Source organism: Hymenobacter sp. B1770, assembly GCF_049896385.1.
GTDB lineage: Bacteria > Bacteroidota > Bacteroidia > Cytophagales > Hymenobacteraceae > Hymenobacter.
On record NZ_JAFCUF010000005.1, the window covers coordinates 26,371 to 52,345 of the forward strand.

Genomic DNA, 25,975 nt, shown 5'->3' on the forward strand with positions numbered 1-25,975 from the left:
ACAGAGTGGTAATTAAAGTAAGCCCTCAAAAGCCGTATCCACCAACTCAGAAGCGAAGCTGTCGAGATACACAGCAGTAACGGCTTCCGACTTATGCCCCATTGCTTGCGAGATAACCGCCGTACCCGCCCCGCTCATGCGCAGCGTGGTAGCGAAGGTGTGCCGGGCCACGTAGGTAGTTAGCGGCGTGGCAATGCCAGCGAGTTGCCCCAGCGTTTTCAGGTCGCTGTTCACTTGCCCCAGCACCTTGTGCAGCCGGTTGCTCACCTGAGCGGGGCTTACGTGCTTGGCAGATTCCAGCACCGGAAACACGTAGCTATCGGGCGTGGCAAAGGTGAACGGCCGGTAAGCGGCCACAATAGCGGCGGCGGGTGCCAGCAATCGCAGCGAGAACTTACCGCCTGTCTTTTGGCGCACGTAGTGCAAGCGGTCGGGGTGGCCGGTGCCCACGGCAGCCCCGCTAAGGTCGCGCCAACGCAATTGGGCCAAATCCACAAAATTGATACCGCCTCCGTAGAACGAGAACAGAAATACGTCTTTCGCCAGCCGTTGCCGGTCAGTGGCCGGAGGCAGGGCTTCAAGGTTGCGCAACTCATCGCGGCTAATGGCCCGCTTGCCTGTGCTGACGTCAAACTTGCCGACTTGCAGCTTGTGCTTTTCGGCCACGGTGCGGGCAAACGGGTAGGCCGTGGGCTTCACCAACCCAGCCGCAATGGCTTGATTGAGCACGGCCCGCAACGTGCGGAACCGCAGCGACAAGGTTATTTCCTTGATACCCGTAGCGCGTAGCGTTTGCTCCCATTCGTGGCAGAACGCCACATTTACCCGGTCAAGGGGCACGTCGTAGCTGCTTACCCATTCAGCCCAGGCGTCAGCTTGGCCCCGGCCGGTGGGCGGGGCGGGCGCGTTGGCCTCAGCTGCAACGAACTTCGCCAACTGGTTGCGTAGGTCGCGGTACACGGTGGCATTGCCAGCTTGCCCGGTTTTGAAGTAGCCCGCGCTCAGCTCGTCGCAGTATGCCAGCAGCTTCACCCGCCGTGCTGCCTTGCGGCCCTCAATGGCTTTGGCTGCTACGGCCGGGGCGTCGTGTTGCTCGTCGGCTTCGGCCAGCGTATCGGCGGCCCCGCTGTACTTTGCTTGCCATTCGGCCAGCTTCGTCAGCAGCTTTTCGCGGGCTTTGTCCGGATAGCTTTTGCGTACTTCCTTTTTGAGCGGGTTCCAGTACTTCGGGTGCAAGCTCTGGCCGGTGGCGATGTACTTCAGCTTGCGGTTTTTGGTGATGCGCACCATAAACGGGTGCGACCCATCGGCCAGCGTCTTGTAGGTGTAGTAAACGACCTTGACCGTAGCCTTGCCTTCCTTGTGCTCCGTGGTTGCCATATCTGCTTATTCCAACGCTGGTTTAAACGCTGGTTTAAACAAATGTAATAGAAAGGGGGGTAACGACAATAAGCTTCAATAGGCTAGGGACGCTGTAAACGCAGTTTATTATACTGCTAGGGTATATTAGCAATTATCGATAAACCCCAAAGTGTAGCTTCCCAAGCTGAGGGTCGCGAGTTCGAGCCTCGTTTCTCGCTCAAAAGTTGGAAAGCCACTTGCTGTTTAGCGCAAGTGGCTTTTTTTGTAGAAAAACAGTTGGCTATAAAGTGCTAATTCTTCAGGGCTAAAAGTGAATACAGCATTTGGATTGAGCCGAAGACTGATATTGACTGCACAACTTTAGCTTGGCTGCCGGGCCATAAGCCCTTCACCACTTAGCGCCGCCTGTTCAGGATACCTACTTGCAGCCGAGGTGCACCCTGAACAGGCGGCTCGGCCGCAACAAAGCAAAAGCATTAATGGCTTTCCAATGGCTGCAGATGTTTGCGTTACAGCATTGAGCGCTGGCCTTGGTTTCAACTATTTTTACCAGCAGCCGTTGATTCGCTAAGAGCGTATTGCATGCTTGTTCGCAATTGCCGCCTGTGCTGCTGATTTCTTCTGCCCCCTGCTTTCTACGCTTGGTATGTCTTGCAGCAATGCTGTTGGGGATGTTGAGTGCGGTGCCGTCTGTGAAGGCGGCTCCTGCGGCAACGCCCACTGCTGTGGTGCGCGCCCATGAGCCGGGCGTAGTTTCCTGGAACCACTGGCTGCTTAGCCAGCAAGAAGCGCTTTGCGTGAACGCAATGAACGGCTGGGGTGCGGGCCTTCTCTTATCGGGGCCGATACCCAGGTCTTTGGTGGGGTATGAGTCAGCTTGGCGGGAGGCCGCTATACTGGCGGCGGGCACGGCACCGAGGACGCAGGTCGGGGAGCTGCTCGGCTGCTTCCGCGTACGGCTGCTTCGAGACACTCTCTCGCCCAACGCTCCCTAGCTCTACTGTCTGTTTACTCGGTTTGTGTAGCCGTGGCAGAGTGAGCGTTGCCTTGGGGCGCACCGGCTCCGCTGCGGCCAGTTGTTTGTATTCTTCTAAATTGTCGGGGCTGTGGCGCGGGCACCGCCCACAGGGCCCCGGCTCCCAATCAGACGGTATGTTGCTACCTCAATTTATCATTCGCCAATACCGCCAAAAGCATCGCCGGGCCTTGGAAGAAAAACTCCCGAGTGGCCCGCCCCCGCCCGAAGCCTGGGTATTTCCTTTTACGGGCCTGACGGTCCGGCGCCAGCTGGTGCAGTTTGCTTTCATGGCCACCGGGGTGCTGTGTGCTGCCTTGGGCCTTAAGGGGTTTCTGCTGCCCAATGGCTTTATCGATGGCGGCGTTACAGGCATTTCGCTGCTGGGTAATCAGCTATCAGGCGTGTCGGTTTCGCTGCTGATTGTGTTGCTTAACCTGCCTTTCATTGTGATGGGCTACTACCAGTTGGGCAAGGAGTTTGCCTTTAAAACGCTGCTGGCCATTGTGAGCCTGGCCTTGGTGCTGCTCGTTATCTCAGTGCCCTCGCTCACCGATGACAAGTTGCTGATTGCCGTGTTTGGCGGCTTCTTTTTGGGGGCGGGCATTGGCCTCACCGTCCGCGGCGGGGCCGTGCTCGACGGCACCGAGGTACTGGCCCTGTACCTGAGCAAGCGCACGTCTGTGTCGGTCGGCGACGTGGTGCTGCTCATCAACCTGGTGATTTTTGGCGCCGCGGCGCTGTTGCTGTCCGTCGAAACGGCGTTGTATTCCATCTTGGCCTATCTCTCGGCTGCTAAAACCATAGATTTCATCATCGAAGGCATTGAGGAGTACACGGGCGTCACCATCATCTCGGCGCACAGCGAGAAAATTCGCCGCATGCTCACCGAAAAGCTGGGGCGCGGAGCCACCATCTACGCCGGGCGGCGCGGCTACGGCTCGGAGGGACAGACGCGTGAGGCCATCGACATCGTTTTTACGGTCACCACCCGGCTGGAAGTATCTCGCCTCAAAGATGAAATCGACCAGATTGACCCCCGGGCTTTTGTGGTGATGCACAGTGTGCGCGAAACCAAAGGTGGCCTCGTGAAAAGGCGCCCGCTGCATTAGGGTTGTTCTCAGGCCAGTTTGTGCAGCTCGCGCTATAAAAACTGGCCTGAGAACGACTACAAGCTGCTCGCCCTGACCGCGCGCAGAGCCGCCGTGGCAGTTCTTACGTATTCAGAGCCGCGGGCTAAAGCGGCTTGCCTTGCAGAAGCCATGTGGCTTCCACGCCTATCACTTGTTGCTATGTCTTTTTATAACGTTGCCCTAGTCTTATTGGGCGTGGCTATTTTGGGGGTGGCATGGTTGCCTTCTCTGCTCGAGAAGTACCCGCTTTCCTATCCTATTTTTTACATTTTGCTGGGCCTGGGCGTGTTCTCGCTGCCAATTGGGCTTCCTTCTACCGACCCTTTTGAGTACCCCAAGCTCACCACGCACTTGTCGGAGCTGTGCGTAATTGTGGCCCTCACCGGCACGGGCCTGAAAATAGATCGGCCGTTTTCGGTGCGGGCCTGGCGCACGCCCCTGCTGCTGGTGCTGGTGCTCATGGTTATCACCATTGCCGGCATCACGTGGATGGGGTTGGCGCTGCTGGGGCTGGCCCTGCCCTCGGCGGTGCTGCTGGCCGCCGCGCTGGCCCCTACCGACCCCGTACTGGCCGGCGATGTGCAGGTGGGCGACCCTGGCGAAGGCCGCGAAGACAACGTGCGGTTCTCCCTCACGGGCGAAGCCGGCCTCAACGACGGCCTGGCGTTTCCGTTCGTATGGCTGGCCATTGCCCTGCTTCCGGAAGCGACGCCGGTGGGGGAGCGCATGCTGAACTGGCTATGGATGGACGTGCTCTACCGTTTGGCGGCGGGGGTGCTGCTGGGCTGGCTGTCGGGACTGCTGCTGGCGTATCTTATTTTTAATTTGCCCAAGCGCTTTAGTGTCAAGGCCAGTGCCTATGGCTTTGTGGCATTAGCCGTTACCCTCACCAGCTACGGCGTTACCGAGCTGCTGCACGGCTACGGCTTCCTGGCCGTGTTTGTGGCGGCCGTGACGCTGCGCGGCCGCGAACGCAAGCACGAGTATCACAGGCAAATGCACGCCTTCACCGACCAGATGGAGCGCCTCTTGATTGTGATTATCCTCATTCTCTTTGGCGGGGCCATTGCGGGCGGGCTGCTGGCTCCGCTTACCTGGGCGGGAGTGGGGGTAGGGCTGCTGCTGCTGCTGGTGCTGCGACCCCTGGGCGGCATGCTCACGCTGATGCAGTCCAAGCGCGTGACAGTGGCTGAGCGGGCAGTTATCTCTTTTTTTGGCATCCGAGGCATTGGTTCAGTCTTCTACATTGCCTTCGCTTTGGAACGCGCCAATTTTCCTCAGGCCCGATTGCTGTGGGCGGTGCTGGGATTCATCATATTGGTATCCATTACGCTGCACGGCGTGTTGGCTACGCCCGTTATGAACTGGCTGGACCGGCGCCACGGCCGAAAGATTGCTGCCGAGCTTGCTGAAGAAAGCAAAGCCGAAGAGGAGGCCGCCGATACCAAATCGAATCCGGGGGGCGCGGCTTCTCCTGCCACCGAATAGCCAGCCACGCGGCCCTATGGCAGGCATCCAGGTTTCGGCTGGTTGCTTACTGCCATACAACTATTTAAGAGGAAAGCCCTTTCCTGATGACACAGCTGCTCCGTGTGGCCCCGGCCGTGCTAACCGCCAATGTCGATGCCGCTGGGAGCGGGCTGGTCGGGGCGTGCGCGCCGCCGCGGGGCTTGGTCGTTGCCGAAGCGGTAAGTAAAGCTCAGGTAGCCTACGCGGGTTTCGCGCTTGATGCGGATGTTGAAATCTAGTCCTGGGGCGTAGGCCTGCACGCGTAAAACCTGGGTGTCGAACACGTCCGAAACCCGCAGCAGCAGCGAGCCCCGGTCTTTGAGCACCTCCTTTTTCAGGGCCACGTCTACGAAGTAAATGGGGGCCAGTCCGCCCAGTGTGGGGCCCACCTGGCGCGAGCGGTAAGTACCGGTTAGCTGCACGTCGAGGCGCTTCACGGGGGTGATGGTTGTGTTGAGGCGGCCGGTGTAGGCGATGTTGCGATTATCGGCCTCGTTGTTGAGCATCGACGAAATTTCGTTGCGATAGAGCGAGCCGTTGGCCGCCACGCGCCACCACTTGGCCACTGGCAGGCTCAGGCTCAGCTCGAGGCCGTAGGTTCGGTTGTGGCCTACGTTGATGTAGGACGTGCGCGTGATGGTGGCATTTTGGGTGGCCTGGCTGCCTTGCACGTTGCGGCGCGTAGCAGCCGTGTCTACATCCCGAAAGCGTTGAATGGAGTTATTGGTTTGGCGGAAAAAGGCGGTGGTGGTGAGCGTAGCGCTGCCCCAGTTTTTCTGGTGGCCCAACTCGAGCACGCTGGTGTTTTCAGGCAGCAGCCGGATGTTGCCCACGCGGTAGTTGCGCGGGTCGCCGTAGTTGGGAAAGGGCAGGAGGAGGGGCAAGTCGGGCCGGTTGATGCGGCGCGAGTAGCTCAGCTGCAGCCGCTGCTCGGCGGCCAGCGCCCTCGATACCGTAACGCTCGGGAAAAAGTTGAGGTAGGAGCGGGCAAACTCTTCGCCCGTGGTGCGCAGCAACCCGGTAGTAGCGGTGTATTCCACGCGCAGCCCGGCCTGGAAGGTGAGTGGCCCGTACTCGTTCTGAAACTGCCCGTAGGCGGCCGGAATGTACTCGTCGTAGCGGTAGCTGTTTGAGAGCGCTGCCAGGCGCTCAAAGGCCCCATCGGCGTTGGCCCGCTCAAACGCCAAGGCGCCGTCGGTGCCGCGATAGGTAGTTTTCAGGCCCAGCTCTACTCGGCCTTTCTCGCCGAAGGGGTTCACGTAGTCGAGCTGCGCACTGCCTTGCTTGAGGGCGAAGGTGGTGCGCTGCTGTTGCCGCAGGCTGTTGGGCTGGCCCGGGAACTGGTGCTGCTCGACCCGTTGCTCGCCGTCGACGGGGGTGTAAATAGCGCTGGCGCTGAGCTCGCGGCGCTTTACGTTGGCCCAGGTGCGGCGGTAGTCCACCGACAGGTCGGCCGTGGTCGAGCGCGAGGTAGTGAAGTTGCGGCTGTGTACCTCGGTGGCCTCCAGGCGGTCGGGCTGGCCGGCCACGGTGCTGCGGAAGGTAGTGGCCAGCCGCCCGGTTTGCTCTTCCGGGGTGCGCACGCGGTTCAGGCGCGGCACGGCCGTGAAGGTGAGCGTGTGCTCGGGGCTCGGGTTGTAGTCTATGCCCAGGCGCAGGGCGTGCACCTGGGTGCCCACCCGGTTGTTGTAGTGCAGCAATGCATCGGTGCTGCGGTCGTCGGTGGCTGAAATCTGGGTGGTGGTGTAGCGGTTCGTGAAGTGGTCCTGCCGGAAATCGTAGCCGCCGAAGTAGTTAGCCTTGCCCTGCCGCCGGTTCAGGCTTAGCGAGGTGTTGTACTTGTCGCCGGTGCCGGCGGTGCCCGTGCCTTGCCCGTTGAAGCCGTCTTTCTTCTGCTTCTTTAGTACGATGTTGATGATGCCGCCCCCGCCCTCGGCATCGTAGCGGGCCGAGGGGTTGGTCATGACTTCCACGGTTTCAATCTGGCTGGCCGGAATCTGCTCCAGGTTCACCGAGCGCCCGCCCCCGGCCGCGCCCGTGGGCTTGCCATCGATGTAGATGGTGACGTTGGGCGTGCCGCGCAGGCTCACGGTGCCGTTCTGGTCCACGGCCACGGAGGGCACGTTCTGCAGCACGTTCAGGGCCGTGCCGCCCACGCTCGTTAGGTCCTTGGCTACGTTGACTACTCTTTTGTCGAGCCCATCCTGCACCACAGCACGCTCGCCCTGCACCGTTACGGAGCCCAGCTGCGTGGCCGTGGCCGCCAGCCGCAAGGTGCCCAGCGTCACCTCGGGCAGCTCGGCCGAGAGGCGTACCGGGCGGCGCACGGTGCGGTAGCCCAGCGCCGTGCCGCGAACCAGGTAGCTGCCAAAGGGGACTTTGCCAATTACAAATGCGCCGTTTTCGGCCGTCTGCACTGCAGTTACCAGGGTCGAGTCGGCGCTGCGCAACAACACTACCCCGGCAAAGGGAACGGGCTGGCTGCTGGCCGCATCGAGCAAAGTGCCCCGCACCGTGCCGCCGGTTTGCGCCAGCGCCCCCAGAGGAAGCAGCCAGCCAAGCAGCCAAAAGGCAAAGTGGGCAGGGGTAAGTCGGCAAGCCATGATTAATGCCTGAAAATCACGCCAGTACTCTCAGTAGTAGCCCTTCCGACGCTGGTAGGTCGCTATTGCTTCACGGGGTTGTAAGCCGCGGCGGCGTGGTTGATGTCCGATACATGCGCCGTCGAAATCAGCCATTTGTCCTGCTGCTTTACCAGCGTATAAGTAATCATGGCCTGGTTGTCGCCCTGGCGGTTGTACTCGTGGTCTACGCCATGGGGAGGGAAGTAGCGGCCGATGTACACCTGCTGGTGCACCACGGCCACACTTGGGGTCATAAACCGTACTCTCATTTCTTCACTTCGCAGCGAAGTGTTTTGAAACATGCCCTCGTGATAGGTTTGCAAGGCGTGGCGTACGGCTTCCCGGCCTTGCCACCACATGCCCACGTTGGTCACCCAATCCACGTCGGGCGTGGTATAAGTGGACAGGTCGCTGTAGTCGTGCTTGTTCCAGCTCCGGATGCAGGCATCTACGGTGGCGCGCACGGCGGCTTCTTCGGAGGTCCTCACTTGGCGCTTCTGGCCATGGGCTACCCCAATCAGCCCCAGTAATAACCAGAAAAAGCACAGATATTTCATGGTTGGAAAGTTTGGTTCAGAAATCCGAGGTACCTGTCCTGCAGCCCTAGCTATGCCCGAAATAGGCAAAGACCACAGCACAAGTACTTATAACTAATTCAATTAAATTTAAGAAATTTTGATGAATAAACAAAGGCTCATGGAAACAGCGCCCCGCTGAAAAAAGCAATGGTTTTATAGGCCAACGTTTGAGCTTCAGCTAACAAACTATGCCTTTGGCACAGGATAATGCACCATTGGGCCAGCCCTGCCAAAAAAGGGCTGAACTTCACCCAGGCCTATGCCGACACCACCCGCCAGTTTGGGGGCACCGGGCTGGGCCTGAGCATCAGCCGGGCGCTGGTGGCGCAGCTGGGCGGCAACCTGTCGTTGCGCAGCACGCCCGGCCAGGGCAGCACCTGCGCCTTCACCCTGACCTTGCCAAAAGCCGAAGCGCCCGTGGTGGCGCCCAATGTCGTAGGCACTTTCGTTACGGGAGCCCTGACCAGCCGGCGGGTGCTGCTAGTGGAAGACAACGAAATCAACCGCGAAGTGGCCTGCTTCATGCTGGAAGAATGGGGCGTGATTCTGGAAGAAGCCGTGGACGGCGAAGAAGGCCTGCGCCTGCTCGCCGATAACGTGTGCGATGTGGTGCTGGTGGACATCCAGATGCCCCTCATGAGCGGGGTGGAGGTAACCCGCGCCGTGCGCCAGCTGCCCGACCCCGTGCGGGCGCAAGTGCCCATCCTGGCCCTCACGGCTAACGCCTTCCGCGAAGACAACGAGCGCTACCGGTCCGCGGGCATGAACGATTGCCTGGCCAAGCCCTTCGAAGAGGAGGAGCTCTACCACAAGCTCGACGCCCTGCGCGTGCTGCCGCGCACCGCCGCGCCCTACGACCTGACCAAGCTCCGGGCCATGGCCCACGGCCGCGAGGCCTTCGTCACGAAAATCATTCGTTCCTTCCTCACCAACTCGCCCACCAGCCTAGTGCAGCTGCAGGAAGCGGCCGCGGCCGGCCAGTGGGGCAAAGTGGCCGAGCTCACCCTCCACATTAAGCCCAACCTGGCGGCCCTGGGGGTAGCGGGCGTGACCAACGTAGTAGCCGTGCTGGAAAAGTTCCGGGCGCCCATCAGGCCAGTGCCGAGCGCACGTTGCTGGTAGTACAGCTGATGGCGTCGGTGAGCCGGGTGGTGGCGGCGGCGCCCGCCGAGCTGCCGGTGGAGTAAGAAGGCTTGTTAATCCCGGCCTCTGTTCGGAGCACTTCACAGGTAAGAAAGATTCCAGCCTGGAAAAGGTCGCCAAACGTGCATTCCATGTGAGCAAGCGCCAGATTCCGGTAAGTGACCACCCAGCCACTGAGCAGATGGGGCTGCATCCTCTACATCCGGAGTTGTATTGCACAACTGCTACTTCTGTATTTAACAGAATTCCATGAAATTGAACATTTCCGCTATGGGTGAGGGCCTATAGGTTTTAAATGGCATTCGGATGGCAAAATGTGGGCGTGGGTATTTGGGGAGTCTACTGTAAGCCGCACAATCAGCAACCGAGCTAAATGCCCATCACTTTAATAAGTGCGAGTTTAATGTTTAGGTTAAGTGCACCTATTGCAGTTTTATATTAAATATCTATCGTTTAGGTGATTGACTAAAGATGTAGTTCGAATATTTTTTAAATAATTAATTATTCAAAAACGAAAGCATATAAAAGCATTGTGGGATTATTTTCTAAGTTGGTCACAGAAAAATGACAGTTGCGTGCTGAAAAGGCACAGTCAGTCCTTTTTAAGCTGAACACTCACCTTAATTCAAGAAATTTTTGTAAAAAACCCTTAACATTTTCTCAAAATTACTTTTTTTATTGGAAACGTCCAGTGTAAATTTGTAACCTTATTCAAGCTTCTATAAATGTGTGTACGTCTTAAATCTCTTTTGCTTGCTTTATAATAGCTTCTCCTCGTCTTGAACTTAATCAATAACTAAACCCCCACTTTTACCCTTTCCCACCACTTTTATGAATAAAAACCTACCCCCCACACCAAGCGGGAGATACGTCAAGGCCTACGGGTTCTTGCTGTTCCTGCTGCTGAGTTTGTTCGCCTCGGCAGGCGTAATGGCCCAGACTGCTACTGTCTATACGGACAAAGATGACTACCTACCCGGTGAAATAGTTGTTATCAAAGGAGAGGGTTGGAGAGTAGGCGAACAAGTTAATTTAGATATTGACCATTCTACTGTATCGCATGGTAATACGACTTTGTATGCCATTGCTGATGTCAACGGACATATTTATAATAATCAGTACGTGATTCAGCCTATTCACTTAGGCGAGGTATTTAAATTAGTAGCAACAGGCCAAAGCTCTGGCTTGACAGCGCATACCACGTTTACTGATGGTAATTCTTTTACAGCTAGTTTGAACACCCAACAGGTTTGTTCGGGTGTAGCAACTAACTACACCCTTGTTGTAACCAATACTTCTACTGGTAATGGAAGCAACAGCGCTGTTCCTAGCAATACCCCGATAAAACATGTGAGCATTAATTTGCCAGATTATAGTATAGGTTCTGTCACGCCGCCTCAAAATTGGGTCATAACTAGTGCGGCCAATAGCAATCCCGTTGTGATTTCTACTAGCGGTAACGGAATAGTCAATGGAACCACTTACAATTCTATCTCCGTAAGTATAAATGCTGGAGTAAATATAACTGGCTCTGTTTCCGTTATTAAGACATGGGAGGTAAAAGCTTACACGAGTAGTACAGGAGAGCCTAGAACTATCGTGGGCATTTCAGGGAATCAGCCTTCGGTAACGGTGACCCCCACACCCGTGGCGCCGACGGGCATCGCGGCGCAGGCCTTCTGCGGCGCGGCCACGGTGGCCAACCTGCCCACGGGCTACAGCTGGTACGCGGCCGCCACGGGCGGCGCGGCCCTGGCGGCTTCCACGGCCTTGAGCACGGGCTCGTACTTCGCCACGACCACGACCAACGGCTGCGAGAGCGCCCGCTCGGCGGCCGTGAGCGTGACGGTGACCCCCACGACGGCGCCGACGGGCATCGCGGCGCAGGCCTTCTGCGGCGCGGCCACGGTGGCCAACCTGCCCACGGGCTACAGCTGGTACGCGGCCGCCACGGGCGGCGCGGCCCTGGCGGCTTCCACGGCCTTGAGCACGGGCTCGTACTTCGCCACGACCACGACCAACGGCTGCGAGAGCGCCCGCTCGGCGGCCGTGAGCGTGACGGTGACCCCCACGACGGCGCCGACGGGCATCGCGGCGCAGGCCTTCTGCGGCGCGGCCACGGTGGCCAACCTGCCCACGGGCTACAGCTGGTACGCGGCCGCCACGGGCGGCGCGGCCCTGGCGGCTTCCACGGCCTTGAGCACGGGCTCGTACTTCGCCACGACCACGACCAACGGCTGCGAGAGCGCCCGCTCGGCGGCCGTGAGCGTGACGATAAATACTCTTCCCGTGGTGACGGTGCCTAACAACATAGCTGTTAACACCGCCACCGGTCAATGCGTCGCTTCGCCCTTAAACTTCGCAGCTACAGCCACTGGCTTTCCAACCCCAACTATTGTATACAGCGTTGGTGCTGATGATATAAACCCTGCTTCCTACGCATTCCCGGTTGGCACCACTACTGTAACGGTAAAAGCTACCAATTCTTGTGGCGTTGATACCAAGACTTTCACGGTGAAGGTGACCGACAACGTCAAGCCGGTGATTACGGCTGCTGCCAACGTAACGACGACCACGAACACGGGCTGCACCGCCACCGGTGTTATCCTGGGCAACACCACGGCCACGGACAACTGCACGGTGGGCATGCCCGTCGGCGTGCGCAGCGACGGGCTGGCCCTGAGCGCGGCCTACCCCGTGGGCACGACCACCATCGCCTGGAACGTAACGGACGCCAACGGCAACGCCGCCGAGCAAGTGAGCCAGACGGTGAAGGTGACCGACAACATTAATCCGGTGATTGTTGCCAACGGCAACAAGGAAGTAAACGTGGACGCGGCTAAGTGCTCGGCCGCGGTAACGGTGTCGGCCACGGCCACGGACAACTGCACGGTGGGCACGCCCGTCGGCGTGCGCAGCGACGGGCTGGCCCTGAGCGCGGCCTACCCCGTGGGCACGACCACCATCGCCTGGAACGTAACGGACGCCAACGGCAACGCCGCCGAGCAAGTGAGCCAGACGGTGAAGGTGACCGACAACATTAATCCGGTGATTGTTGCCAACGGCAACAAGGAAGTAAACGTGGACGCGGCTAAGTGCTCGGCCGCGGTAACGGTGTCGGCCACGGCCACGGACAACTGCACGGTGGGCACGCCCGTCGGCGTGCGCAGCGACGGGCTGGCCCTGAGCGCGGCCTACCCCGTGGGCACGACCACCATCGCCTGGAACGTAACGGACGCCAACGGCAACGCCGCCGAGCAAGTGAGCCAGACGGTGAAGGTGACCAACGCCGCGCCCGTCATTACTTCCGTTACGGCCCCGATAGATCCCACCCGCTTGGGTACGTCCATCACCCTGGCCGTGAACTACGTGGACAACAACGTGACCAAGGCCATCATCAAATGGGGCGACGGCACGCCGGAACAGCAGGTAGCCAACCCGGCCACCATCTTCTATACCGACCACACCTACGCTGCGGCCGGCGTGTACACCGTCACCGTTACGGCGACCGATGCCTGCGGGCAGACGAGCCTCGCCTTTGTCTACCAGTACGTCGTCGTGTACGACCCCGCTGGCGGCTTTGTCACGGGCGGCGGCTGGATTACCTCTCTGCCCGGGGCCTACGTGGCCAACCCCAGCGCGACGGGCAAGGCCAGCTTCGGCTTTGTGTCCAAGTACCAGAAAGGCGCCACTGTGCCCACGGGCAATACCAACTTCGAGTTCAAGGCCGTGGGCATGAACTTCAGCAGCACCTCTTATGAGTGGCTTGTCATTTCTGGCGCCAAGGCTCAGTACAAAGGCGAAGGCACGATCAACGGGTCCGGCGCCTATGGCTTCCTTCTGACGGCCCTGGACGGGCAGGTTACCGGCGGTGGCGGCTTGGATAAATTCCGGATAAAAATCTGGAACAAGGCCAGCGGTAACACAGTGTACGACAACAACATGGGCAGCGTCGAGGGCAGCGCCGACGACGCGCAACCCAGCACCGAGCTGGGCGGCGGCTCGATCGTGATTCATACACCAAACAAAGGCAACACTGCTAACGCCGTTGCTCGTGATGAGGCTACTGTAAACTCTGATGATAGCAACCTCCTCGAAGTATACCCGAACCCCCTGGCAAAGCAGGGCACCATCCACTTCCGCTCGCAGAAGGGCGGCAAGGCTCAGGTGTACCTCTACAACCAAGTAGGTGCATTGGTCGCCACGCTTTACAACGCTGAAGTAGAAGGCGGCCGTGAGTACTATGTCACGCTTTCGAGCGAGAACATTGCAGATGGCGTGTACTTCTGCCGTATGATTACCAACGGCAAAGTGGAGAACAAGCGCATCACCATCATGCGGTAGCTTCAGTAACCATTAAGCGCATTGCTTAAAAAGGCAGCCGGGACATTCCCGGCTGTCTTTTTTGCGTTATGGGCGCTGCCTAATTTGCTTTTACTCCTAGCAGTTGTAGCCCTCGGTTTATTTCAACTCACTCAATCACTCGTTTCTCGGCGTAGCGTAAGTACGCCTCGTCAATGACGGCGCCCAGGCCTGGGGTATCCGGAACTTCAACTACGCCTTTGGCTAAGTAGCGAATGCCGCCCGTCACGGGGTCTTCCGTGTACATCAAGGGTGTGTCAAAATCGCAGTGGTGAATGGCACTGCTGCTCAGGGCCAGGTGCGCCGCGGCGGTCATGCCCAGGCGCGATTCCATGAAGCCGCCCACCTGCAGCACCATGCCTGCCGCGGCGCCCAGGTCCACAATCTTGCGGGCCCGGTGCAGGCCGCCCGACTTGCCCAGCTTGATGTTGAACTGCGGGCACGCGCCGAGTTGAATCAGGCGGGCGGCGTCGTGCTCATCGCCGCAGGTTTCATCAGCCATAATGGGAATGGGTGAGGCAGCCGAAACCCGCGCCAGGTCCATGAACAAATGGCGGGCAATGGGCTCTTCGCAGTGGTCGATGTTATAAGGGGCCAGGGCGTGCAATACTGCAATGGCCGCATCGGCGGTGTACCAGCCCTGATTGGCATCGATGCGCAGCGGGTGGGTAGGTCCGATGCCTTCGCGGATAGCCCGGATGCGCGCCACGTCGGCTGCCAGGGTTTCGCCCAGCTTTACTTTAATGGCTGGAAACCCTAGCTGCTGAAACCGGATGGCGTCGGCCTGCATTTTCTCCACGGGGCCTAGGCTTACGGTCATGTCGGTGGTGAGCACCTTGGTGCGTTGCCCGCCCAGAAAAGCGTACAGCGGCAAGCCCGCCTGCTGCGCGGCCACGTCGTGCAGGGCGATGTCGAAAGCGCTTTTGATGCTGTTGTTGGCGTAGATAATGCGGTTCATGGTGGCCACCGCGCCGGCAATGTCCAGGGCGTTGTGGCCGAGCAGTGCCGGGGCGAGGTACTGGGCCACCACATAGCAAGTGTCAATGCTTTCACCGTTGATGGTGAGGTAGGGGCTGCACTCGCCGTAGCCGGTGCAGCCATCGGCTGTCCTAATCCGAATCACCACATTCTGCACCTCGTTGATGGGACCCAGGGAGATGACAAAGGGTTCTTTCAGCGGCAGAAAAAGCTTGAAAATCTCGATGGAACGAATGGTGGTGTTGGGCATGAGGCTGGGGGCACTTCGGAGCGCCACAAAGAGTGGCCGACTAAACATCCGGGAGGGCCCAATATTAGTGATACCCTATGGCTTTTAAGACGCGGGCATATGGTGTTGCGCGCTTTAAATCGTCCGTCATGCAAAACGGAGCAAACCGCGGGTCAGCGAAGCCAGGCATTTCGCATAGGATAGTAACTCTATCGGTTGTCATCTGAGCCTGCGAAGCATATTCTCACGTCCAACGATTTGTTCTACGGCGAGAAGATGCTTCGCAGGCTCAGCATGACAGACGTTTAATAATGATGCGAGCGAGATGCTTGGCTCCGCTGACCTTCAGTTAGCTCCGCACACGTGACAGGTTTCCTCTGCTGAGTCTTAAATCAGTAACAAGTCCAGTAGCTTCGTTCTGATGTTTGAATTTCATTCACCTCAGGTGCTTATGTCAACTATTTGCTGGTCCGCCTCGACCTTAATGCGGCAGGAGCGAGGGTTATTTAATCTTTTTGCGGTGAGCGTGCTCCTGTTTTTTTGCGTGGGTGTGCTACACGCCCAGCCCACGGCCACGCCGGTCACCCTGCTCCGTCCCGCTGCCGTGTTCGACGGTCAGGACCTGCACACGGGCTGGGTTGTAGTAGTCGAGAATGACAAAATCACGGCGGCAGGGCCAGCGGCCAAAGTCACCCCACCCGCCGGGGCCCGAACCCTGGAGCTGCCGGGCCTCACCCTCATGCCGGGCCTGATTGAAGGCCATTCGCACCTGCTATTGCACCCGTACAACGAAACGCCCTGGAACGACCAGGTGCTGCTCGAGTCTCAAGCGCTGCGCGTAGCGCGGGCCACGGTGCATGCCCAACGCACGCTGCTGGCGGGTTTCACCACCGCCCGCGACCTAGGCACAGAGGGCGCAGGCTACACCGATGTGGGCCTGAAGCAAGCCATTGATAAAGGCATTATTCCCGGCCCCCGGCTGCTGGTAGCCACCCGGGCATTGGTGGCCACCGGCAGCTACGGCCCCAAGCTTGCCAACGATATCGACGTGCCCCAGGGTGCCCAGGAGGCCGATGGCGTGGACGGCATTATTCGGGCCGTGCGGGAGCAAATCGGCAAGGGCGCCGACATCATCAAAGTCTACGCCGATTATCGCTGGGGCCTGAACGGCACGGCCGCCCCCACGTTCTCACAGGAAGAGCTAACGCTGATTGTGCAAACGGCGCGGGCTTCCGGTCGGGGGGTAGTGGCCCATGCCAGCACGCCCGAGGGCATGCGGCGCGCCACGCTGGCCGGGGTCGAAACCATTGAGCACGGCGACGACGGCACGCCCGAGATATTCAAGCTGATGAAGCAGCGCGGCGTGGCCTTGTGCCCCACCGTGGCTGCCGGCGACGCCATTGCCCAGTACCGCGGCTGGAAAAAGGGCCAGGACCCCGCGCCACCGCGCATTCAGCAAAAGACCCAAAGCGTCCAGGTCGCTCTAAAAGCCGGCGTGACGCTGGTGATGGGCGGCGACGTAGGCGTGTTTGCTCACGGCGACAATGCCCGCGAAATGGAACAGCTCGTGCAGGACCACGGCCTCAGCCCGCTGCAGGTGCTGCGGCAGGCCACCAGCGGCAACGCCCAGGTTTTCCATCTGGCCGACCGCGGCCGCATCCGCCCTGGCCTCCTGGCCGACCTGGTAGCCGTGACTGGCGACCCCACGCAGGACGTGCGTGCTGTGCGCCAGGTACAGCTCGTGATGAAAGGCGGCGTGCTCTATAAGCAGCCTTAGACTCGCCTGTCATGCTGAGGCACGAAGCATCCTGTCCCCGCAGAACAAATCCTTTAGCAGTGATAAGTTGCTTCGTGCCTCAGCATGACAGGCGAGTTGAATTGACCAAAGCGCACAACGAACGCTACTGCACCCGGCGTACGCTGCCGCCGCCGCTACTGTTGGAACTGGCTATTCGGGCGCTGCCTTTGTAGCGCACATCACTGCCACCGGATGCATCCGAGGAAATTTCGCCATTGACAGATACCTTGACATCGGAGCCACCGCTGGCGCTGACGGTAGCAGTGGTGCTTTGCAAATCGAAGCCGTTGTAGTCGGAGCCGCCGCTGACGTCTGCTTTCTGGCGCTCGGCGCGACCGGAGAGGCTGACGTCGCTGCCGCCTGAGGCCTGCACGGAGAGGGTTTTGGCACTGATGCTAAGCTTTACATCGCTGCCGCCGCTGGCATCAATCCGGAAGTCGTCAGCGCTAAAAGTTGACTCGCCCTTAGCATCTGCCCCACCACTTACGGACAGGCCCGTAAGCCGCGGCAGGGTAATGTAAACGTTCGCCTTGCGACCGCTGGTTAGAAGGTTTCGCCAGGAGTAATTAGATTCCCAGCCGATTCTCAGCGTTTTGCCTTCCACTTTGGCGACCAGGTGTTTTTGGGCTTCGGGCGAGGCTTCCACAACCACCGATGTGTTGGAGCCCTGGCGAAGCACTACGTCGATGCCGCCGCTGGAACTGACGACCTCAAAGCCACTGAGCTGGCGCGGTTGCTTCACTTTGTCCTGCGCCATGCAAGAGGTGAGCGAAACAGCGGCCACTGCCGCAGTTAGGAAAAAGTTTTTCATAGCAAAAGCAGAATAAAGGTGCATGTTCATTGATGCAGACACCCGCATTGGGGTTGCCTGACACGCACTAATTTATTAGGGCTTTGCGGAAAAGGTAGCGCGTCTCGGAGGAGGTATGAAAAGACGTGGTGGCCTTGTAAACAGGGTTGTTGGCGTCGGTTGATTGTGAATCTTTCTCGACTTTTTGCGTTGCTCCGGTCGTTCTCGATTCCGTGCGGATTTTAACAAATTCCCACCCGTCGGCGGATAGCTCGTTGATAGTCTGCATTAGCATGCCTTCCAGTTCTCCTCGGTAATTGGTATTGAACATGTAGCGTTTAGGCTCCAGCTTAGTTTGCCCGCGCCACGCGGGCGCAAGCCAAACACAGTAGGTATCAGGGTATACCAATTGGTATTGATAGCGCACCCCCGGCGTATTCTTAAGCGTTGTGGTGTTTACCGTCGACTGCAAGCCGGTTTCAGGAAGAGGCATCGGTACGGGCACGGGCACCGTCTGAGCTGCAGCCATCCGGCCCATCAGCAGACCTGTAATAAGTAGCCAGTGTTTCATAGTGAATACAGAAAAAGGATTATTGACGCAGCGGAATTGCGTCATTAACCCTTTTTCTAATATTATGCCAAACGGCTACTCGCGCTTGCCCTTAAGCATGGTTTTCAGCGCGGCCAACTCGTCGCGCAATTTGGCTGCCTGCAGGAAATCCAGCTCCTTGGCGGCGGCTTCCATCTGCTTTTCGGTGGTTTTGATTAGTTTTTCCAGCTCCGGGCGGGTCATCATGGCCACCACGGGCTCGGCGGCCAGAGCGAGAGCAGTGCCGCCATCGCTGTCGGGGCCAGCGTAGCCTTGGGTCTCGACGATGCGGTAGTCGGAAAGGGCCGTCTGGCCCAGGATTTCGGCGTGGCTCTTGCGCACCGTGCGCGGTGTGATGCCGTGTTTCTCGTTGTAGGCCAATTGGGTGGCGCGGCGCCGGTTCGTCTCATCAATAGCGCGCTGCATGGAGCCCGTGATGCGGTCGGCGTACATAATCACCTTGCCTTTGTCGTTTCGGGCGGCCCGACCCATAGTCTGAATCAGGCTGCGCTGGTCGCGTAGGAAGCCTTCCTTGTCGGCGTCCAGAATGGCCACCAAGCTTACCTCGGGCAAGTCGAGGCCTTCGCGCAACAGGTTTACACCAATGAGCACGTCAATTTCGCCCAGGCGCAGCTTGCGCAGGATTTCCACGCGGTCCAGCGTTTTCACATCGGAGTGTACGTATTCAACCTTAATACCCAAGCGGTCCATGTACTTGCTCAGCTCCTCGGCCATGCGCTTGGTGAGGGTGGTCACCAGCACGCGGTCGCCTTGCTTAATTCGCTCGTCCACTTCGTCCAGTAGGTCGTCAATCTGGTTGATGCTGGGGCGAATGTCAATTTCGGGGTCGAGCAGGCCAGTGGGACGGATAATCTGTTCCACAATGATGCCACCGCTTTGCTCCAGCTCGTAGTCCGACGGCGTAGCCGACACAAACACGGCCTGCCGGTACATGCTCTCGAACTCGTTGAAGGTCAGCGGCCGGTTGTCCAGGGCCGAGGGCAGGCGGAAGCCGTACTCAATCAGCGCAGTCTTACGGCTGCGGTCGCCGCCCCACATGGCCCGGATTTGGGGCATAGTGGCGTGGCTTTCGTCCACCACCAGCAGGTAGTCGTCGGGGAAATAATCGAGCAGGCAGAAGGGGCGGGAGCCGGGCGTGCGCCCATCAAAATAGCGCGAATAGTTCTCGATGCCCGAGCAATAGCCCAACTCCCGAATCATTTCCAGGTCGAACTCCGTGCGCTCCATGATGCGCTTGGCTTCGGAGTCGCGCCCCTCTTTTTCAAAGTAGGCATGCTGGAGCACCATGTCGTCTTGAATCTGTTTGATAGCCGAGTTCAGGGTTTCCTTACCGGTCACGAACAGGTTGGCAGGGTAGAGGGCCACCCCGTTGGCTTCGTCGCTGAGCTTCTTGCCGCTCACCGGGTCAATCTTGTGCACAGACTCAATCTCATCGCCAAAAAAGTAGATGCGGAAGGCATGGTCGGCATACGCCGGAAACACGTCCACCGTGTCGCCCTTCACCCGGAAGGTGCCGCGGGTAAACTCCACCTCGGTGCGCGAGTACAGAATCTGCACAAACTGATAAAGCAGGTTGTTGCGCGTGAAGCGCATGCCCGGCTTCAGGAAAATGACGTTTTTGGCAAATTCCTCGGGGTTGCCGATGCCGTAGATGCACGATACCGAGGCAATCACAACGACGTCGCGGCGTCCGCTGAGTAGGGTAGAGGTGGTGTGCAGCCGCAGTTTCTCGATTTCCTGGTTGATGGCCAGGTCCTTCTCGATGAAAACGTCGGTACTGGCGATGTACGCCTCTGGCTGGTAGTAGTCGTAGTAGCTGATGTAGTACTCGACAGCATTATTCGGGAAAAATGCCTTGAATTCGCCGTACAGCTGCGCGGCCAGGGTTTTGTTGTGGCAAAGCACCAGGGCCGGCTTGCCGGTTTCAGCAATGACGTTGGCCATGGTGAAGGTTTTGCCCGTGCCGGTGGCCCCGAGCAGCACCTGGGCATGCTCGCCGTTGTTTACGCCCTCCACGAGCTTGGCAATGGCCGTGGGCTGGTCGCCGGTCGGCTTAAATTCAGAGGTAAGTTGGTACTCCATGCAACGGGAAAGTTAGGCCGAAAAGGTCAGCCTAACTTAACCACAAACCAGCTTTTTGGGTTTCGTCGGAAGTGAAATGGGCCATCAGAATAACCACCCCCGTCCAAGCCGTTAGCTCGAACATCCCCTCCTCAGCTGAAGAGGGGAGTTTGTCGTTCGAAACTACAGGCTACCGGCCGAACTCCACGCCAGCCTCCACGCCGAAGCTATAGGGGCGGCTCTGAGCCATGAAGCCCTGGGCCGGATAGGCATTCAAAGGCACGATGCCAAGCTCGGCTACTGGCCCCAGCGTGAAGCCCCAGTCGCCGGTGCGGTATTGCGCGCCTGCTCCGCCACGCACGCTGCCCAGCAGCCGGCGGTAGGGCGTGCCGGCCGAGGCTACGGAATAGGTGCGGGTAGCTTCGGGCAAGCCGTCTACCTCACTGCGCACGCCGAGCAGGGCGCTCACCACGCCGCCAATGCGGCCGTAGAGGCTCCAGCCACGCTTGGCAGGGTTGCTGTAGCTTAGCTCCACGGGAATACCGGCCGTGCGGTAGCGGAAATCAGTGGTGCGCATCGCACCATTGGTGAGCTGGCCTAAGTCGAGCAGCTGTTCGCCAACAAAAGCCGACGACGAGGCCGATTTGGCAGTGGCCTGGGTGAATTCGGCACCCGTGCTCAACGACCAGTGGCCGGCCAAGTGGCGCTTTGCCACCAGGGCAAGGCGCTGGCTGAGGCCGGGGCGCAGGTTTTCGCGGTACTGAGCCGCTGCGGCTTCGGTTAGGGCCGGAGAGTCGGCGCCCAGGGCGGGGTTGTAGTCGGACTGGGGCTCGATGCCGGTGCGGGAGAAGTTGATGTTAGGATTGAAGGCCCCCACGGTGTAGCTGCCGCCGTAGTGCCATTGCTGGGCAGCGAGCACCGGCTCGGACTCGGCGACAGATAAAAAGGCGAGGCCATTGGGGAGCGCCGCGGCTTCGGGTGTCCCCAGAGCAGCGGAGTGCGTAGCAAGTAGGCTAACCTGTTCAGGGGCCGTTGCAGAAGCTGATTGCGCAAGCGATGCCGTGCCAGGCGTAGCAGCTGCGGCTCCAGTCGTGGCCGTGCCGCTGGCAACGGCTGCTCCGGTAGTTACGGGAGTTGCTGCAAACAATGCCTTCTCAGCAGCGGCTGCGCTGTTCAGGCCGGCGTTGTCTGTGGCAGCAATTTGTGTCGGGCGTGCGGCCAGTGCTTGCTTGATAGAAGTGCTGGACTCTGGGCCTGCAACGCCAGTGGTGCTGGTGCCGCCCATGCCCAGGCCGCTGGCCGAGTTGCTGGTCGCGCGGCGGTTGGCTAATTCTTTGCCCGCCGATGCGGGGCCAAACCCCGGATTACGGCTTGCCGGGTTGGCAGCTACCGCCGCCGATGCCGCGGACGAGCCGGCCGCAGCGTTGCGTCGCATTGCTGCGGTACTATTCAGAGAGGCATTGGGCGAGGCAGCGACCGGCGCGTCCGCCGCATTCTCTGCGCCGCTTGAGTTGTTTGCCTGGTGGCCGCGCTGAGCCGAAGTGCCGGTGTCCGTGCCAGTCGCGCGCGTAGCAGTAGCTACTTGCGAGCCAGCCATATCGGCGGCTCGGTGGGCCCACCAGCCGGTGCCGGCCAGGGTGGCCAGCAGCAGGCTGGCGGCTGCTACCCACCGCGTGGCCGCAAGGCGGCGGCGGTAGGTTTCGTTTTGGCGAACCAGCAGGGTATTATCAATCTGGTCCCAGAGCATGGGACGCGGCGGCACGGCGGCCTCTTCGCCCAGGTGGTGGCGAAATAGGTCCTCTAGGCTGCCGGTGGGTTTAGGCGTAGAATTTTCCTCGATAGGATTAGCTGACATGGCGGGTTGGAGTGCCGAGGCGTTCCAGTTTAGTTTGTAAGATGACCCGGGCCCGGGAATATTGTGATTTGCTCGTGCCCTCAGTGATACCTAATAATTCTCCGATTTCTTTGTGGTTGTAGCCTTCGATAGCATAAAGGTTGAAGACCATGCGGTAGCGCGGAGCCAGCTCCTGCACCATCTCCAATAGCTCCTGGAAATTGTAATTGCTAAGGGTAAACTCTTCGCTGGCCAGGCTCTGGGGGTACTCCCCGTCGCTCACTGCTACCAGCGATGCGTTGCGGCGGTGCTGGCGTAGGGCTGCGTTAATCATAATACGACGAATCCAGAATTCCAGTGGGCACTCCCGGCGGAAGCTGGCCAGTGTCCGAAACACCGTAATGAAGCCTTCCTGCAGCACGTCTTCCGCTTCAAAAGTGGTCTGGGCGTAGCGCAGGCAGACAGCCATCATTTTGCCAGCGTACTTGTCGTAGAGAAGCTTTTGGGCCAGTTGCCGGCCGCGAAGGCAGCCGTCAATCAGCTCGGCCTCGCTGGGCGGTCCGGTGGCGGCCGCGCTGCGGCTGGCCGTCAGGCGCGGAGCCACGGGCGTCTGGTCGGGCAGCACGTCGTCGGCGCCAAAAGCAAACCAGGTAGCTGCGGCGCTCATGCCGAAAGCCGGTAGCTCCTGCCGGCAGGTGAAGTGGTAGAGAAGGTCATTTTCTGCAGCATGGAAAGGCGAATCGAAGCGGAGTACAGCCCGGCCCGGAGGTGGCCTGCTGCTCTTGGATGCCGGTCGGCCCCAAAAGGTTGCAAGGACTCTATAAACATGCTGAGCATCCAAAAATTGTTGCCCGGCTAAAACAGGACTTCGAAGATATTATCAGTGCGGGCGACAACCATTTAAGGCTTTACGGAGTATGACCTGTGTACATACATTGATTATTGCCTGGCCACATCTTTTTCGCTGGGCTCGTATGTAAAAGCTTCCTTTTTACTGTTTTTATTTTCCAACCCTTTCCCCTTTTTTATGAAGACTCTTGTGCTGTTTTATTCCACCTATGGTCACATCTGGAAACTGGCTGAAGCCGTCGCCGAAGGTGCCCGCCAGGTTGAGGGCAACGAAGTAGTGATTAAGCGGGTGCCCGAAACCCTGCCCCAATCCATCCTGGACCAGATTGGCGCCACCGAAGCCCAAAAAGCGTTTTCGCACCTGCCCGTGGCTACTCCTCAGGAACTGACCGAGTACGATGCCATTATCTTCGGCACGCCCACGCGCTACGGCAACTTGTGCGGCCAGATGCAGGCTTACATGGACAGCACCGGCGCCCTCTGGGCCAGCGGTGCCCTGGTGGGTAAAGTAGGCGGCGCATTTGTGAGCACCGCCACTCAGCATGGCGGCCAGGAAACCACCATTCGCGCTTTCCATACCGAACTGCTGCACCACGGCTTCGTGATTGTAGGCCTGCCCTACGCCTGGCAGGGCCAGATGGGCCACGAAACCGTAACGGGCGGCACGCCCTACGGCGCCAGCACCGTCACCGGCGGCCAGGGCGAGCGCTGGGCCAGCGAGAATGAGCTCGAAGGCGCCCGCTTCCAAGGCAAGCACACGGCCGAAATTGCCAAGAAGCTGGCGGCTAAATAAGACCGACTTCCCGGAACAAGGCCTGCCCTGCACAACGGGGCGGGCCTTTTTTATTAGGTTCGCAGCCCATTAGCAGTGCAAAACGCCCACCAAACGGGCTATTGCGCGTTCCAGATATCCCAGGCCGCTTCGGCCTGCAGGCACAGCATTTCAAATCCATTTTTTACCTGTGCCCCGGCCTCTTTGCCTTTCAGCATAAACAGCGTTTCCGAGGGATTATACACTAGGTCATACAGATAATGACGTTCCGTGAGTGCCTGATAGGGCAACCAGGGGCATTCGTCGGTCAGGGGAAAGGTGCCGAGCGGCGTGGTATTGACGATGAGCGGATGCGCGGCGAGTATTTCCGGGGTCACGTCCTCATAGGTCAGGCCGGGGCCCAAGGGTTGGCGCGTCACGTTCCAGTAGGGAATGTTGAGGTCATGCAGGGCTACCTCCACGGCTTTGGCGGCTCCGCCGTTGCCCAGTATCAGGGCCCGGGCGTCCTCGCCGCGTAGCGGGCAAAACGTGCGTAGCGAATCCCGAAAGCCAATATAATCGGTGTTGTGGCCTATCAGTTGGCCCTCTGCGCTGAACTCAATCACATTCACCGCGCCGACCCGGCTGGCAGAGGGAGCCAGCTTGTCTAAGTAAGGCACCACTTGTTCCTTATAAGGCACGGTCACGTTCAGGCCCACCAAGTTGGGATGTGCAGCCACCAAGCCCGGCAATTCCCCAATGGTTGCCAGCTCAAACAGGTCGTATTGATGCTCGGCCAGCTGCAGCGAGTAGAACTTCTGGGTGAAGTAGGTCTGCGAAAACGAGTGGCTGAGGGTACGGCCAATAAGCCCAAACTGACGCATGCTGTAATAATTTGGTAGAAGAAAATTGACCCAAAATAACACAAAAAAACCGCCCCAGCCAAGCAAATGGTGGGGCGGTCTGGCTAACATATTACAATTTTAAACGCTGTGCTGTCTGCTAGCCCTCCCTTAGCTAAAGATTGACCTAAGCCCTGGTTTGGCGAGCGTGTGTTGGTAGTTGGTTAACCCAACAGGAACGCCCTTTCAAGGGCTTTACTGGCCGTCGACAACAGGCTGAGGGCTCAGCTTACTTTTCAGATACGACCACAGCGGCGGCAGTATCGAGATGAGGATGATGCCGTAGATGACCAGCGTGAAGTTCTTCTGCACCCAGGCAATGTTGCCAAAGAAGTAGCCCGCCAGCGTCAGCGAAATCACCCACAGCGCCGCGCCCGCAATGCTATAGGTTAAAAAGAAGCGGTAGGTCATGGTGCCCACGCCGGCTACAAAGGGCGCAAATGTGCGCACGATGGGCACAAAGCGCGCCATGATGATGGTTTTGCCGCCGTGCTTGGCATAGAAAGCCTGAGTTTGGTCAAGATACTTGCGATTCAGGAATTTATAGTTTTCCCGGAACACGCGGGGCCCGAGGTAGTCGCCCACAAAGTAGTTGAGGTTGTCGCCGATAAAGGCCGCCGCCATTAGCAGCGGAATCAGTATCACGACGTTGAGCAGGGGCTCACCGGTTTGCAGGTTGGGCTGCGCGGCCAGGGTGCCGGCCACAAACAGCAGCGAGTCGCCGGGCAGGAAGGGAAACACGATAACGCCTGTCTCGGTGAAGATGATGAGGAACAGAATAAGGTAGGTGAGGCTGCCGTATTCGTTTACCAGGAGTTTGAGGTGCACGTCGAGGTGCAGGATGATGTCGAAAAAATGCTTGAGTAGTTCCATGCCGGGCGTAAGTGAACTACAAAGAAAACCGGCTGCGGCCGAATTGCCTGCGTTCTGCCCAACGGCTGGGCGTAGCTTCCTGATTTCGCTTGGGTTCTGGGGCCACTTAGTGGGCTTCCAAGGCTATGATTTTCCAAAGTTCACGGCTAGGTATGATTTTTGGGAAGCTCAACCGTTTTTATTTAGGTTTTTTACTGCTTCTGAGAATGCGGTAATATATTTGTTAAATCTTTTCTAGTTCAAATTAAATATTGTAACTGTCTGTATATATGCGGTATTACTTGCTATAGCGCAGCTGCTAGTGTTAGCCCGCAGCCGCCTGGCCACACCCTAGTTTAAAATTGGCATGACCTATGAACAGTGCGGCAGGATGGAACTCGTTCCGGGCTGACGTCGTGCTTAGATAGCCTCATCATCAAACAATACATTGCCCGTTGCAAGACTAAAATTCTACGCCTTATAAGATGACGTTTTACTAGGATGGTGACTGGTTGCGCGCCTTGCAGCACTATCAGACCTCCGCAGTTATTCGGTTGCTATTGAAGTGTGTGGCGCTGTTCGGAACCTACGGGTT

At 58.8% G+C, this 25,975-nt stretch carries 19 protein-coding genes; 6 read left to right on the plus strand and 13 right to left on the minus strand.

Going from position 1 to position 25,975, the window contains the following annotated elements; all coding sequences use genetic code 11:
* Positions 1–12 precede the first annotated feature (12 nt).
* A complete protein-coding gene (locus ACP7AJ_RS11355) occupies positions 13–1,380 on the minus strand; it encodes a site-specific integrase (protein WP_426060319.1) in 1,368 nt (455 codons plus the stop codon).
* 400 nt (positions 1,381–1,780) lie between these two features.
* Complete coding sequence (locus ACP7AJ_RS11360; protein ID WP_426060320.1) at positions 1,781–2,083, minus strand: hypothetical protein; 303 nt, start codon at positions 2,081–2,083, stop codon at positions 1,781–1,783.
* A 431-nt stretch (positions 2,084–2,514) separates the two neighbouring features.
* Between ACP7AJ_RS11360 and ACP7AJ_RS11365 the strand changes: the two genes are divergently transcribed.
* Both ACP7AJ_RS11365 and ACP7AJ_RS11370 read left to right on the plus strand, forming a co-directional pair.
* On the plus strand, positions 2,515–3,489 hold the full coding sequence (locus ACP7AJ_RS11365; protein WP_426060321.1) for a YitT family protein: 975 nt from the start codon (positions 2,515–2,517) through the stop codon (positions 3,487–3,489).
* A 180-nt stretch (positions 3,490–3,669) separates the two neighbouring features.
* Positions 3,670–4,998, plus strand: coding sequence for a cation:proton antiporter (locus ACP7AJ_RS11370; protein ID WP_426060322.1), 1,329 nt, complete (start codon positions 3,670–3,672; stop codon positions 4,996–4,998).
* A gap of 119 nt (positions 4,999–5,117) precedes the next feature.
* Here ACP7AJ_RS11370 and ACP7AJ_RS11375 read toward each other — a convergent pair whose 3' ends face one another.
* Together ACP7AJ_RS11375 and ACP7AJ_RS11380 are read right to left on the minus strand one after the other, a co-directional pair.
* Entirely contained in the window at positions 5,118–7,622 is a 2,505-nt protein-coding gene (locus ACP7AJ_RS11375; RefSeq protein WP_426060323.1) for a TonB-dependent receptor domain-containing protein, read from the minus strand.
* 62 nt (positions 7,623–7,684) lie between these two features.
* The gene (locus ACP7AJ_RS11380; RefSeq protein WP_426060324.1) at positions 7,685–8,200 is read right to left on the minus strand and encodes an SgcJ/EcaC family oxidoreductase; all 516 of its coding nucleotides are present in this window, start codon (positions 8,198–8,200) and stop codon (positions 7,685–7,687) included.
* Between the two features lie 228 nt (positions 8,201–8,428).
* Here ACP7AJ_RS11380 and ACP7AJ_RS11385 point away from each other — a divergent pair, with 228 nt between their 5' ends.
* Complete coding sequence (locus ACP7AJ_RS11385) at positions 8,429–9,343, plus strand: ATP-binding response regulator (RefSeq protein ID WP_426060325.1); 915 nt, start codon at positions 8,429–8,431, stop codon at positions 9,341–9,343.
* Here the strand turns inward: ACP7AJ_RS11385 and ACP7AJ_RS11390 are convergent.
* The gene (locus ACP7AJ_RS11390) at positions 9,312–9,557 is read right to left on the minus strand and encodes a hypothetical protein (RefSeq protein ID WP_426060326.1); all 246 of its coding nucleotides are present in this window, start codon (positions 9,555–9,557) and stop codon (positions 9,312–9,314) included. The two genes, ACP7AJ_RS11385 and ACP7AJ_RS11390, sit on opposite strands and share 32 nt — an antisense overlap.
* Positions 9,558–10,996: 1,439 nt before the next feature.
* On the opposite strand from ACP7AJ_RS11390, the gene ACP7AJ_RS11395 reads away from it, so the two are divergent.
* On the plus strand, positions 10,997–13,708 hold the full coding sequence (locus ACP7AJ_RS11395) for a T9SS type A sorting domain-containing protein (RefSeq protein ID WP_426060327.1): 2,712 nt from the start codon (positions 10,997–10,999) through the stop codon (positions 13,706–13,708).
* A 127-nt stretch (positions 13,709–13,835) separates the two neighbouring features.
* On the opposite strand, the gene ACP7AJ_RS11400 is transcribed toward ACP7AJ_RS11395, so the two are convergent.
* A complete protein-coding gene (locus ACP7AJ_RS11400) occupies positions 13,836–14,954 on the minus strand; it encodes a mandelate racemase/muconate lactonizing enzyme family protein (protein WP_426060328.1) in 1,119 nt (372 codons plus the stop codon).
* A gap of 505 nt (positions 14,955–15,459) precedes the next feature.
* On the opposite strand from ACP7AJ_RS11400, the gene ACP7AJ_RS11405 reads away from it, so the two are divergent.
* A complete protein-coding gene (locus tag ACP7AJ_RS11405) occupies positions 15,460–16,710 on the plus strand; it encodes an amidohydrolase family protein (RefSeq protein ID WP_426060329.1) in 1,251 nt (416 codons plus the stop codon).
* Between the two features lie 124 nt (positions 16,711–16,834).
* On the opposite strand, the gene ACP7AJ_RS11410 is transcribed toward ACP7AJ_RS11405, so the two are convergent.
* The 5 genes from ACP7AJ_RS11410 to ACP7AJ_RS11430 form a co-directional block, all read right to left on the minus strand.
* Positions 16,835–17,542, minus strand: coding sequence for a head GIN domain-containing protein (locus ACP7AJ_RS11410; RefSeq protein WP_426060330.1), 708 nt, complete (start codon positions 17,540–17,542; stop codon positions 16,835–16,837).
* 67 nt (positions 17,543–17,609) lie between these two features.
* On the minus strand, positions 17,610–18,137 hold the full coding sequence (locus ACP7AJ_RS11415; protein WP_426060331.1) for a hypothetical protein: 528 nt from the start codon (positions 18,135–18,137) through the stop codon (positions 17,610–17,612).
* A 30-nt stretch (positions 18,138–18,167) separates the two neighbouring features.
* Positions 18,168–20,213: an excinuclease ABC subunit UvrB gene (gene uvrB / locus ACP7AJ_RS11420; RefSeq protein WP_426060332.1), complete on the minus strand. Its 2,046-nt coding sequence runs from the start codon at positions 20,211–20,213 to the stop codon at positions 18,168–18,170.
* Positions 20,214–20,382: 169 nt separating this feature from the next.
* Positions 20,383–22,047 (minus strand): hypothetical protein, encoded by a 1,665-nt coding sequence (locus ACP7AJ_RS11425; RefSeq protein WP_426060333.1) that lies wholly within the window; start codon positions 22,045–22,047, stop codon positions 20,383–20,385.
* Positions 22,037–22,693, minus strand: coding sequence for an RNA polymerase sigma factor (locus ACP7AJ_RS11430; protein WP_426060334.1), 657 nt, complete (start codon positions 22,691–22,693; stop codon positions 22,037–22,039). Before ACP7AJ_RS11430 ends, ACP7AJ_RS11425 begins: the two co-directional genes overlap by 11 nt.
* A 360-nt stretch (positions 22,694–23,053) precedes the next feature.
* Here ACP7AJ_RS11430 and wrbA point away from each other — a divergent pair, with 360 nt between their 5' ends.
* Positions 23,054–23,668 (plus strand): NAD(P)H:quinone oxidoreductase, encoded by a 615-nt coding sequence (wrbA, locus tag ACP7AJ_RS11435; protein ID WP_426060335.1) that lies wholly within the window; start codon positions 23,054–23,056, stop codon positions 23,666–23,668.
* A 98-nt stretch (positions 23,669–23,766) separates the two neighbouring features.
* Here the strand turns inward: wrbA and ACP7AJ_RS11440 are convergent, their stop codons facing one another.
* On the minus strand, positions 23,767–24,510 hold the full coding sequence (locus tag ACP7AJ_RS11440; RefSeq protein ID WP_426060336.1) for a shikimate dehydrogenase family protein: 744 nt from the start codon (positions 24,508–24,510) through the stop codon (positions 23,767–23,769).
* Between the two features lie 213 nt (positions 24,511–24,723).
* A complete protein-coding gene (locus ACP7AJ_RS11445) occupies positions 24,724–25,401 on the minus strand; it encodes a DedA family protein (protein WP_426060337.1) in 678 nt (225 codons plus the stop codon).
* Positions 25,402–25,975: the final 574 nt, after the last annotated feature.

Excerpts from the sequence above, each read along its gene's own strand:
- ACP7AJ_RS11365 (WP_426060321.1), top strand. The coding sequence starts at position 2,515 with ATGTTGCTACCTCAATTTATCATTCGCCAATACCGCCAAAAGCATCGC.
- ACP7AJ_RS11390 (WP_426060326.1), bottom strand. The coding sequence starts at position 9,557 with ATGCAGCCCCATCTGCTCAGTGGCTGGGTGGTCACTTACCGGAATCTG.
- ACP7AJ_RS11410 (WP_426060330.1), bottom strand. The coding sequence starts at position 17,542 with ATGAAAAACTTTTTCCTAACTGCGGCAGTGGCCGCTGTTTCGCTCACC.
- ACP7AJ_RS11370 (WP_426060322.1), top strand. The coding sequence starts at position 3,670 with ATGTCTTTTTATAACGTTGCCCTAGTCTTATTGGGCGTGGCTATTTTG.
- ACP7AJ_RS11355 (WP_426060319.1), bottom strand. The coding sequence starts at position 1,380 with ATGGCAACCACGGAGCACAAGGAAGGCAAGGCTACGGTCAAGGTCGTT.
- wrbA (WP_426060335.1), top strand. The coding sequence starts at position 23,054 with ATGAAGACTCTTGTGCTGTTTTATTCCACCTATGGTCACATCTGGAAA.
- ACP7AJ_RS11445 (WP_426060337.1), bottom strand. The coding sequence starts at position 25,401 with ATGGAACTACTCAAGCATTTTTTCGACATCATCCTGCACCTCGACGTG.
- ACP7AJ_RS11430 (WP_426060334.1), bottom strand. The coding sequence starts at position 22,693 with ATGAGCGCCGCAGCTACCTGGTTTGCTTTTGGCGCCGACGACGTGCTG.
- ACP7AJ_RS11400 (WP_426060328.1), bottom strand. The coding sequence starts at position 14,954 with ATGCCCAACACCACCATTCGTTCCATCGAGATTTTCAAGCTTTTTCTG.
- ACP7AJ_RS11385 (WP_426060325.1), top strand. The coding sequence starts at position 8,429 with ATGCACCATTGGGCCAGCCCTGCCAAAAAAGGGCTGAACTTCACCCAG.
- ACP7AJ_RS11415 (WP_426060331.1), bottom strand. The coding sequence starts at position 18,137 with ATGACGCAATTCCGCTGCGTCAATAATCCTTTTTCTGTATTCACTATG.
- ACP7AJ_RS11425 (WP_426060333.1), bottom strand. The coding sequence starts at position 22,047 with ATGTCAGCTAATCCTATCGAGGAAAATTCTACGCCTAAACCCACCGGC.
- ACP7AJ_RS11380 (WP_426060324.1), bottom strand. The coding sequence starts at position 8,200 with ATGAAATATCTGTGCTTTTTCTGGTTATTACTGGGGCTGATTGGGGTA.
- ACP7AJ_RS11440 (WP_426060336.1), bottom strand. The coding sequence starts at position 24,510 with ATGCGTCAGTTTGGGCTTATTGGCCGTACCCTCAGCCACTCGTTTTCG.
- uvrB (WP_426060332.1), bottom strand. The coding sequence starts at position 20,213 with ATGGAGTACCAACTTACCTCTGAATTTAAGCCGACCGGCGACCAGCCC.
- ACP7AJ_RS11375 (WP_426060323.1), bottom strand. The coding sequence starts at position 7,622 with ATGGCTTGCCGACTTACCCCTGCCCACTTTGCCTTTTGGCTGCTTGGC.